Here is a 9,821-nt window from a genome sequence, read left to right on the forward strand (position 1 = left end):
CCCCGCACTGAAGATTTTCTACGACCCTCCCTTGCATGAATCCGATCCACTGGATCGGATTCACCACACGCTCGGGGCATCGGCCTTCGTCGCCGGGAGCTTGAACGTGCTGCCCCAGTGCTCGACATCGGCAGGGAGTTCGAAGCCGCTGAGATCGAGCCCCGTCAACCGCTCGACGTCCGCGACTTTGAGCGTGCCGTTCCCCTTCTGGATCATCCGTCCCCGAACGATCGCCCTGGCGTACACCTCGCCCCGCACGACGAAGCGCTGCTCGACGTAGAAGCTCCTGGCGTCGGAGCCGAGGATGCGCGACTCGATCGTGAAGCGCTGGAAGAGCTGCAGCGACTTCCTGTAGCTGATGGTCTGAGCGGCGACCACGGCGTAAATGCCGTGCTTCGAAAGCTTCGCCTCCACCCCCGTGCGCTTCGTGAGATCGACACGACCGAGATCCATGTACGACGGGTAGCGCCCGTTGTTCATGTGCATCAGCAGGTCGATGTCGGTCGGCAGCACTCGGAACCCGATACGCGAAACCGCGCCGAGGTCGAGACGCGGAGTCCGCCTGCTCCGCACGAACAGGGAAAGCAGCCATTGGAACCACATATTCACGGAGTCCATGTTGGCGCTGACCGGTCACCGCGGCAAGCGCCACTGCGGAACCCACAAACTGAGAGAATGGCCCTATGCAGAAGGTCATCCTCTTCTACAAGTTCACACCGCTCGCCGATCCGGAGGCGATCAGGATGTGGCAGTACACGCTCGCATCGTCACTCGGACTGATGGGTCGCGTGCTCATCTCCGAACACGGGATCAACGGCACGCTCGGCGGTGACATCGACGCGTTGAAGCGCTACGTTCGCGTCACGCGAGAGTACTCGGGCTTCCGCGGCACCGAGATGAAGTGGTCGCCGGGCGGTGCCGAAAATTTCCCGAAGCTCACGGTCAAGGTGCGCGATGAGATCGTCACGTTCGGGGCTCCCGGAGAGCTGCGTGTCGATGAAGACGGAGTCGTCGGCGGAGGCAAGCATCTCAAGCCCGCGGAGGTGAACAAACTCGTCGAGCAGAACCCCGAGACCGTGTTCTTCGATGGCCGTAACCGCTACGAGGCCGATATCGGCCGCTTCAAAGACGCGATCGTCCCCGATGTCGAGACGACGCGCGACTTCGTCGAAGAACTCGACAGCGGCAAGTACGACCACCTGAAGAACAAGCCGATCGTCACGTACTGCACTGGCGGCATCCGCTGCGAAGTGCTGTCGAGCCTCATGGTGCAGCGCGGGTTCGAAGAGGTCTACCAGGTCGACGGCGGCATCGTGCGGTACGGCGAGACGTTCGGCAACAAGGGGCTCTGGGAGGGCTCGCTCTACGTCTTCGACCGCCGCGGCTCCGTAGACTTCGGCGACGGCGCGAAGCTGCTCGGCGAGTGCGTCGTCTGCGGGGATGCCACCAACAGGGTCGGAGACTGCGCTGAGTCGTCGTGCACGCGGCAGATGGTTGCGCACGAGGGCTGCGAAGCGTTCTGCTCAGCGCACGCGGCGGCCGCGTGAACGACTACGCTTGAAGCCATGAACGACGATGGTGCGATTCGCGTAGCGACCGAGCAGGATATCCGCGAGCTGCTGGTGCTGTTCGTCACGCACAACACCGCTCCGTCGACCGATGAGAAGGTCAACCGCTATCGCGAGCGCCTCGATCGACTCGTGGAGTCGTGGGATCATCACATCGTCGTCGCAACGCACGATGATCGCGTTATCGGGTACGCAGCAGCACAGGACTACGGTCCCGCCAACGATCGGGACTGGTCCATCGCGAGGATGCACGACCTCTGGGTCGCGCCGGACGGCCGCGGTCACGGGGCGGGCACGGCCCTGTTCAATGCCATTCGCGACTGGGCGATTCGGGAGCGCAGCATCCGGGTCCTGCAGTGGCAGTCATCGCAGGTCGCAACCGACTTCTACGAACGCCTGGGCCTCGGCGACGCTTCGGGAGACGGCACTCACTTTGAGCTCGAAGTAGCGTTGCCATCGACAGCCGATTGAGCCCGGACCTTTCCACGAAATCGCCTCATCGGCGATTTCCGAACTCGAAGTAGCGTTGCCCTCGACCGGCAACTAGCGCGCACCGCCCCTCACCGTTGCGTGAGAACACTTCTCGGTCCATGCATGGAATGAACGCGCTATACGGGCGTGTCGCCATGCATAGACCGAGAAGTGTGCACTCGACAGATGCGACGTAAAGCGGTGTGAGTGACGAGCGACGTGCTCGCGCAGCGACGTTAGCGGCGCTTGACGATCACCAGGGTGACGATGCCGCCGATCAGTACGGCGAGTCCCGTAGCCGCTGCAATCCAGGGCGCAGGGTCGTCCTGCACCTTCTCTTTGACGCGGCTGACGATCTTCGAAGGGTTGATCGTGTCTTCGAGCGCGTTGAGGTTCTGCCGCAGCGCTTCGCGCTGCTTGTCGATGTCTCGCTGCGAGGGAGCCGGCTTCGATCCGTTCTCTTCTTCGCTCACGTCAGTCGTCCTTCCCGTCGCGATCAAGGTCATCCATCGGCGAGGTGCCGTCGGCAGCGTGGCCGAGCCCGCGCACCATGTTCACATCATCCTTGATCGAGTTGACGCTTCGGAGGTTGCCGAAGTCCTTGTTCTTGTTGATCGCGGCGATCCCCGGAATCGCAAGCAGAGCAGCGATCAGGAGAATCGAAGCGGCCGTCAGCAGTGCGGCGGCCCACTCCGGGAACAACAGGTTCCACGCGAAGAATCCGGCGACGAAAAGCCAGCCGAGCATGAACAGGGCCAGAACACCCGCGACTGCGAGCAGTGCCCCTCCCTTGCCGATACCGGCGACCTTGCCGGTGATCTCCTTCTTGAGATTGGCAATTTCGGCACTGATCAGGCCAATGATTTGCCCGGGGAGCTCACTCACGATGTCTCCGAGCCGCTTACGCTCCTGCATGCTACGCCTTACGCTTCGTCACCTTGTTCAGCGTCTTCGACGCCGTGTCAGCAGCGGCCGCGGCGACCTTCGGCGCCTGCTCCTGCACGAAATCAACGGCCTGCTCGCGCGGGCGGGCAACTGCGTTCGAGTTCCACACCTTGTTCGCCGCCGAGGCGATCTGCTCGTAGCGCTGGCGACCTGCACGTGCTCCGAGCACATACCCAACGCCGAGCCCAACGATGAAGAGAAGACGTCCTCGCATGATTCACTCCCTAATCTTCGTTTACGGCTTCAGCCGCACACGTCAACGGTACCGGTGATGACCGCTCAGCGCGAACGCATCCGCTCCGACTGCGCAGACCCACCACTTTTCACGGGTGCAGGCATCCCGCTTCTGTAACAATGCTCCTGTTCGACGAGCGGAGGAGGCCGGGCCGGACGATTTCCGCCGCGCGGGGGAGGCATGTCACCCATCTCCTCACCAGGATTGAAGGCATGAACACCTCTCCAGCATCTGCAACAAATGTGCCGACCGAGAAGGCACGTGTTCCGTGGTTCGCCGTGACCGTGTACTCGGTTCTCGCGTGCGGCCTCGCGTGGCTCGTTGCACTCCCGCTCTGGCTCGGCGACGGCCTCGCGGATCCGAAGTTCCCGTGGCTCGTCATGGTCATGATGTACACCCCGACCGTTGCTGCGCTCGTCGTGACGTTCTTCATCGTGAAGCCGAAGTACAAAGCTCGCTACCTGGGGCTCACCCCCTTCAAGCCGGTCGTGCGTTCCATTGTGCTGATACTCGTATGGCCGATCGTCTTCGGCCTGATCGCGATCGGTGCCGCCTTCGTCGCAAGCCTGTTCGGCTGGGTCGATTTCGGTTTCAACGCCGCGGCCCTCGAACAGGACGCTGCCGCAGTCGGGATGTCCGCCGAAGGTCTCGCCCTGCTCTCAGTCGCGATGACACCGCTTCTGGTCGTGCAAGCCACGTTCGCGGCATTCGGTGAGGAACTCGGTTGGCGCGGCTTCCTGGTATCGGCGCTGAGGCCGCTGGGCTTCTGGCCCATGGCGATCGTCAGCGGCGTCATCTGGGGCGTCTGGCACGCACCGATCATCCTGCTCGGTTACAACTTCGGGAGGACGGACATCCTTGGCGTGCTCCTGATGGTCGTGTTCTGCTTCCTGGTCGGGATCATCCTCAATTGGTCGAGGCTGTGGTGCCGGAACGTGTGGGTTGCGGCAGTCGGCCACGGGGCACTGAACGCGACGGCAACGATCGGATTCCTCTTCGTGATGAACTTCGATGCGAATGGCGGACTCACGCAGACCGTCGTCGGCATCCCCGGGTGGATCATCTTCGCCGTGATCATCGCCGTCATGGCCGCTCTCGGGCTCTTCGGCAAGCGCATCCCGGAACCCCTCGTGACCGTCCCCGCGAAGCACCTGGCGGGCGGGCATCCCGGTTCTCGAAACGGCGGGATAGCGAATCCGGCCGCGCAGCCCGTCGTCGGTACTCCGGAGTGGGCACAGGGCTACGTCCCGCACACACGCAACACGACGGATGAGCCGAGCGCTGACCTCGGCAGCGAGCGCTAGGTCGACCCCGCACGGACTCAGCCGGGAGCCGCGGCGAGATGTTCCCCTACCAGATCGTGACGCGCTGCTCAGGTGCGAGATACATGGGGTCGCCCTCCTGCACGCCGAAGGCGTCGTAGAACGCGTCGAGGTTCTTGACGATCTGGTTGGTGCGGTGCTCGTTCGGCGAGTGCGGATCGATCTGCACGAGTCGAACGGCCTCGGCCGGGCGGATCTTCATCTGCCACACGGCCGCCCAGGAGTAGAAGAAGCGCTGCGCGCCGGTGAGCCCGTCGATCACGGGGGCCTCCCCACCGCCGAGCGACAGCTGATACGCCTTCCAGGCGATGCCCAAGCCGCCGAGGTCGCCGATGTTCTCTCCGATCGTGAGTTCGCCGTTGACCGCGTGGTCGGGGGCGTCCTTCGGCTTCAGCTCGTTGAACTGATCGATGAGCACGCTCGTGCGCTCCTCGAATGCTGAGCGGTCATCCTCTGTCCACCAGTCGAGCAACTGACCGTCGCCATCGAACTTCGAGCCCTGATCGTCGAAGCCGTGCCCGATCTCGTGGCCGATAACAGCGCCGATCGCGCCGTAGATCGCCGCGTCATCCCAGTTCTCGTGGAAGAAGGGCGGCTGCAGAATCGCAGCGGGAAACACGATCTCGTTGCGACCGGGGTGATAGTAGGCGTTGACGGTCTGCGGGCTCATCTCCCACTCGTCGCGGTCGAGTTTGCCGCCGACTTTCGCGAGTTCGAAGTCGTGCTCGTGTTTGGAGGCGCTCCTCGCGTTCTGCATGAGGTCGTCGGTTACCGAGAGTTCGCCGTACTCGCGCCACTTGACGGGATAGCCGATCTTCGGTACGAACTTGCCCAGCTTCTCGAGCGCGCGCTGGCGAGTCTCCTCGCTCATCCAGTCGAGATTCTTGATCGACTGCTCGTAGGCGGCGACGAGGTTCTCGATCAGCTCGTTCATGCGCGCCTTGGCCGTCGGTGGGAAATGGCGCTCGACGTAGGCGCGGCCGACGGCATCGCCGATCGCGCCCTCGACGAAGCGAACGCCGCGCTTCCAGCGAGCCCGCTGCTTCGTCGTACCGGTCAGGACGGTGCCGTAGAAGTCGAAGTTCGTCTTCGACATCTCACTCGTCAGGTACGGTGCTGCGCCGCGGACGATCGAGAGCTTCGCCCACGCCTTCCACGCCTCGAGGTTGTCTTCCGTCAACAGCTCGACGACGCCCTCGACAAAACTCGGCTGCGCGACCACGACGCGGTCGAAGATGTGCGACGGCGCATCCATCGTGTCGAGCCACGGCTCCAGCACGGGATACTCGTCACGCACCGCGCGCACGTTGTACATCTTCTCGAAGTCGCGGGAGGCCACGGCGTCCCAGTGCACCTTGGCGATGTTCTTCTCGAGCTCCCAGAGCGCAGCAGTCTGTTCGGCCGCCGTGGTCTCGTCTTCCAGGAAGCCGAGCATCCGCTGCGCGTACCGCTTGTATTCTTCGCGGATCTCCTCGAACGCCTCTTCCCGGTAGTACGACTCATCGGGGAGGCCGATGCCGGCCTGCGACCAGAAGAGGATGTAGCGGTCGGGATCGCCGAAGTCGCCATCGACGAACTGGCCGATGAAGCCCGGGCCGCCCGTGGCTTCGTGACGGCCGAGGAACTCCAGGAACTCGCGGATGCTCGTCACCGCATCGAGTTCGCTCAGTTCGGCGCGGATCGGGTCGAGCCCCTTGGCGTTCGCGGCGTCTTCGTCCATGAACGAGGCGTAGAGGTCGCCGATCTTGCGCTCTTCGGTGCCGGGCTCGGCGGTTTCCGACTCGGTGACGATCTGTTTGACGTCCTGCTCGGCGCGCTCGGCGAGCGAGTCGAACGAACCCCAGCGTGCCTTGTCGCTCGGGATCTTCGTCTTCTCGAGCCACGCGCCGTGCACGTGCATGAAGAGGTCCTCGCGGGGGCCGATCTCGGGGTTGAAGGCGTCTACGTTGATTCCAGATACTCCACCGGTCATGCTCGCAATCCTACAAACGTCGTTACGAGTCGAGCCAAGGATTATGCCTGAGGCGTAACGCCCGTTCTATGCCCGCGAGCGCTGCCGCGATGGCGATCGAGACGCCCAGCCACGTAGGTACCTCAAGGAACTGCAGGTCGATACCGAACAGCTTGGCGAAGAAGTGCACAGCGTTTGCCACGAACACAGCAACGGCGATAACAAGCACCGACCAGGACACGGCAGCGATGAAGGCCCCCAGGAGCGGCCGTTCACGTTCGAGCCTGGCGCGCATATACTCACCGCTGCCGGGAGCTGGTCGCATCTCGTGCTGCTCGCCGAGGTGATCGGTGAAGCGAGCGGTCTTCATTCCCCAGAACGCTGTTTCGACCTCGATCTGCGCGCCTCCTTCGAGTTCGAAGGTCATCGGCAATTCCCCTCGATCGACTTTCAGCCCGTCGCGATACAGATCCACGCACTCTTCGGAGTCATAGAAGTTGATATCGATCGCGTACTCGCCGTGCAGAAACACTGACCGCCACAGTGCGTCGTATCTACCCATCGGGGCGAGCGGTTCGCCGTATCCATCTGTTTCCTCAGCCATCGCTTCCAGGTTCTCGAGACGAAGCGAAGCCGGCCAGTGCCGATAGTCACGCCCGACTACTTATCTCTGCGGTAAATCAATACCCGCAGATTGCGTATTGGACGCGCATCAACGAATGGCGGCACGATAGAGACGTACACAACGGCGCACGCGCGTCGCTACGCAAGGAGCAATCAGTGGCAGAGAACAACCGAATCGAACGCATCCGCGAGCGCCGCGCATCCAGCGACGTGCTCCAGCTGGATGCGCTGCTCAGCGATGCCGAGCTGGCACAGCGCGACAGGGTGCGTGCGTACGTCGATGAGCGCATCCGCCCGAACATCGCCGAGTGGTACGAGAACGCGCACTTCCCCGTCGAATTGGCCCGCGAGCTCGGTGACCTCGGGCTGCTGGGGCTTCACCTGGACGGCTACGGATGCCCGGGCGGCACGTCCGTCGAGTACGGCCTGTCGGCGCTCGAGCTCGAAGCGGGCGATTCGGGGCTCCGCACCTTCGTGTCGGTGCAGGGGTCGCTCGCGATGAGCGCGATCCACAAGTTCGGCTCAGAGGAGCAGAAACAGCACTGGCTGCCCAGGATGGCGACGGGTGAGGCGATCGGCTGCTTCGGCCTCACCGAGCCCTCGGCGGGCTCCGACCCCAAGAGCATGCACACCCGTGCTGTGCGCGACGGTGACGGGTGGGTGCTGAACGGTTCGAAACGCTGGATCGGCCTTGCGAATCTCGCGAGCGTCGCGATCATCTGGGCGATGACCGACGAGGGCGTGCGCGGCTTCGCAGTGCCCACCGACACCCCGGGATTCACGGCGCACGTCATCGATCAGAAGCTCTCGATGCGCGCTTCGGTACAGTGCGAGATCCACCTCGACAATGTACGGCTCGGAGAAGAGCACAGACTGCCGGAGGCGAGGGGGCTCAAAGCGCCGCTCATGTGCCTGAACGAGGCACGCTACGGCATCAGCTGGGGTGTCGTCGGCGCAGCCCGTGACGCCTACGAGGATGCGCTCGACTACGCACTCGAGCGGCAGCAGTTCGGACGCCCGATCGCGGGCTTCCAGCTGACGCAGGAGAAGCTCGTCAACATGCTGCTGCCCATCCAGCAGGGAGCGCTGACGGCACTGCATCTGGGGCGGCTGAAAGACGAAGGCAAGCTCACGCCTTCGCAGATCTCCTTCGGCAAGCTGGCGAACACGCGCGCGGCGATCGAGGTCTGCCGCAGCGCGCGAACGATCCTGGGCGGCAACGGCGTCACGCTCGACCACTCGCCGCTGCGGCACGCGAACAACCTCGAGTCCGTGCGCACCTACGAGGGCACCGACGAGGTGCACATCCTGTCGCTGGGGCGCGCCGTGACGGGGCTGGACGCGTTCAACGGCTAGGTTTCGCGAGGCGGGGCGTCACGAAAAGTTGATCGGATAGCCGAAACCGGACCATACGGTCAACATTTCGTGACGGATGACCGCACAGTCAACATTTCGTGGCGAGGCCAGGGGTGCCGCCGGCCACACGTGTTTCACGGCTTGCTTCGGTGGGCGCCCGGGTGACCCTCACGACGTATGCAGTGCTCCTTAGCGCGAGGCATGTAAGCGTCACACCTTTGCTCGGCACGGGTTCGGAGAATTCGATCCGGGGATGAGCTGCGCGCTACACGAGAGAAGGCAGCCTCGAGCGCACGCTGCACGTTAACTGTGCCGTCGTCATCCCACGCGGCTGCCATCGCTGCGTTGAGCTCCTCGATCGACAGCTTCGATGCTGTGACCTCGTCGAGGATACCTGCGGCCACGACCGACTTGACCATTCCTTCGGGAGCCGGCGGAGGCTGATACTCCCATTCTTCGAGGCCGAGGATCTCACGTTGGAGGCTGATACTGCGTAGCAGCTCCCAGATCTGCCACTCTTCTTCCGCGGAGAGCTTTCCGCTCGCGACGAGGTCGGAGGCGATTTCGTAGACGCGGTTGTTATCGCGCTTCCCGATCGTGATGATCTGGATTTGCCCGACTCCATCGGAAACGGTGGAGCGGAACACGATGCGCAGATTGCGGTGTTCCGCCTCAGCGGTGTTGTAACCGGCGAGGCCCGGGGTGTCGGCTCGATTGGCTAGCGGCTTCTTACCCCAGGGCCGGCGCATGAGGTCGGCTACATCGTCAAGCAGCTGATCGGTGTCGAACTCATCTTCGTGAGCAACGAGCCATTCGACTGCGGCATCGCTGAAGACAACTTCTGCCTGGTCGTGTGGGAAGTGCTCCCCGGTTTGCATCAGCGCTTCGAGCGGGCGGCCGCGAGTCGCTCCTTCGCCTGATCGACTGTTGCGAAGCCACTGCGGTCTGCAACGGTGTCCGCAGCCTTCCCGAGAACAACATCCTCGAGCGTACGGAGCCGTCGCGCGAACTCTTCGAATTCAGCAGGGCCGACGACTACGGCTTCAGGTTTGCCATGATTGGTGACGAGAACAGGCTGCTGCCCAGCAGTGTGGGAGACGTGCGAGAATCCCTTGCGCGTAGCTTCCGTTGCCGTCATACGAATCAGTGTCATACCGACGATTCTAGCACTAGACTGCTGAAAAGTTCATACTTTTTCGGAAGGATGGTCGCGCCAGGCAGCCCGGAAGTGATGCTCCGCCATCGTGGTTACCCCGCTCGAGAGCGCCGCCTCCTAGGTTTCGCGAGGCGGGGCGTCACGAAAAGTTGATCGGACAACCGAATCCGGACCATACGGTCAACATTTCGTG

Annotated in this window: 12 protein-coding genes; 4 read left to right on the plus strand and 8 right to left on the minus strand. The window is 63.2% G+C overall.

The genetic code is table 11. The features are described 5' to 3' along the window. Nucleotides 1-60: 60 nt before the first annotated feature. A complete protein-coding gene (locus tag Q0O95_RS11745; protein WP_293698868.1) occupies nt 61-603 on the minus strand; it encodes an acyl-CoA thioesterase in 543 nt (180 codons plus the stop codon). Between the two features lie 80 nt (nt 604-683). Here Q0O95_RS11745 and Q0O95_RS11750 point away from each other — a divergent pair, with 80 nt between their 5' ends. After that, entirely contained in the window at nt 684-1,547 is an 864-nt protein-coding gene (locus tag Q0O95_RS11750) for a rhodanese-related sulfurtransferase (RefSeq protein WP_293698841.1), read from the plus strand. 18 nt (nt 1,548-1,565) lie between these two features. Then, on the plus strand, nt 1,566-2,039 hold the full coding sequence (locus Q0O95_RS11755) for a GNAT family N-acetyltransferase (RefSeq protein ID WP_293698844.1): 474 nt from the start codon (nt 1,566-1,568) through the stop codon (nt 2,037-2,039). Between the two features lie 236 nt (nt 2,040-2,275). On the opposite strand, the gene Q0O95_RS11760 is transcribed toward Q0O95_RS11755, so the two are convergent. Genes Q0O95_RS11760 through Q0O95_RS11770 form a run of 3 tightly spaced genes read right to left on the minus strand, consistent with a single transcriptional unit; the run spans nt 2,276 to nt 3,198 of the window. Continuing rightward, nucleotides 2,276-2,512, minus strand: a complete 237-nt coding sequence (locus Q0O95_RS11760; protein WP_293698847.1) for a DUF3618 domain-containing protein — start codon at nt 2,510-2,512, stop codon at nt 2,276-2,278. Nucleotide 2,513: 1 nt separating this feature from the next. Beyond that, entirely contained in the window at nt 2,514-2,954 is a 441-nt protein-coding gene (locus Q0O95_RS11765) for a phage holin family protein (RefSeq protein WP_293698850.1), read from the minus strand. A 1-nt stretch (nt 2,955) separates the two neighbouring features. Continuing rightward, nucleotides 2,956-3,198: a hypothetical protein gene (locus tag Q0O95_RS11770; protein ID WP_293698853.1), complete on the minus strand. Its 243-nt coding sequence runs from the start codon at nt 3,196-3,198 to the stop codon at nt 2,956-2,958. A 233-nt stretch (nt 3,199-3,431) separates the two neighbouring features. Here Q0O95_RS11770 and Q0O95_RS11775 point away from each other — a divergent pair, with 233 nt between their 5' ends. Beyond that, nucleotides 3,432-4,523, plus strand: a complete 1,092-nt coding sequence (locus Q0O95_RS11775; RefSeq protein WP_293698856.1) for a type II CAAX endopeptidase family protein — start codon at nt 3,432-3,434, stop codon at nt 4,521-4,523. A gap of 46 nt (nt 4,524-4,569) precedes the next feature. Here Q0O95_RS11775 and Q0O95_RS11780 read toward each other — a convergent pair whose 3' ends face one another. After that, complete coding sequence (locus Q0O95_RS11780; protein WP_293698859.1) at nt 4,570-6,513, minus strand: M13-type metalloendopeptidase; 1,944 nt, start codon at nt 6,511-6,513, stop codon at nt 4,570-4,572. Between the two features lie 22 nt (nt 6,514-6,535). Next, nucleotides 6,536-7,096: a hypothetical protein gene (locus Q0O95_RS11785; RefSeq protein WP_293698861.1), complete on the minus strand. Its 561-nt coding sequence runs from the start codon at nt 7,094-7,096 to the stop codon at nt 6,536-6,538. 176 nt (nt 7,097-7,272) lie between these two features. On the opposite strand from Q0O95_RS11785, the gene Q0O95_RS11790 reads away from it, so the two are divergent. Next, the gene (locus tag Q0O95_RS11790; RefSeq protein WP_293698862.1) at nt 7,273-8,472 is read left to right on the plus strand and encodes an acyl-CoA dehydrogenase family protein; all 1,200 of its coding nucleotides are present in this window, start codon (nt 7,273-7,275) and stop codon (nt 8,470-8,472) included. Nucleotides 8,473-8,606: 134 nt separating this feature from the next. Here the strand turns inward: Q0O95_RS11790 and Q0O95_RS11795 are convergent, their stop codons facing one another. Together Q0O95_RS11795 and Q0O95_RS11800 are read right to left on the minus strand one after the other, a co-directional pair. Continuing rightward, nucleotides 8,607-9,350, minus strand: coding sequence for a hypothetical protein (locus Q0O95_RS11795; protein ID WP_293698864.1), 744 nt, complete (start codon nt 9,348-9,350; stop codon nt 8,607-8,609). Beyond that, nucleotides 9,350-9,625 carry a type II toxin-antitoxin system prevent-host-death family antitoxin gene (locus tag Q0O95_RS11800; protein ID WP_293698866.1) on the minus strand — a complete coding sequence of 92 codons (276 nt, stop codon included), beginning with the start codon at nt 9,623-9,625 and terminating at the stop codon, nt 9,350-9,352. The genes Q0O95_RS11795 and Q0O95_RS11800 overlap by 1 nt, the downstream gene beginning before the upstream one ends. Between the last annotated feature and the right edge of the window lie 196 nt (nt 9,626-9,821).

This window comes from uncultured Agrococcus sp. (assembly GCF_945915485.1).
Classification (GTDB): Bacteria; Actinomycetota; Actinomycetes; order Actinomycetales; family Microbacteriaceae; genus Agrococcus.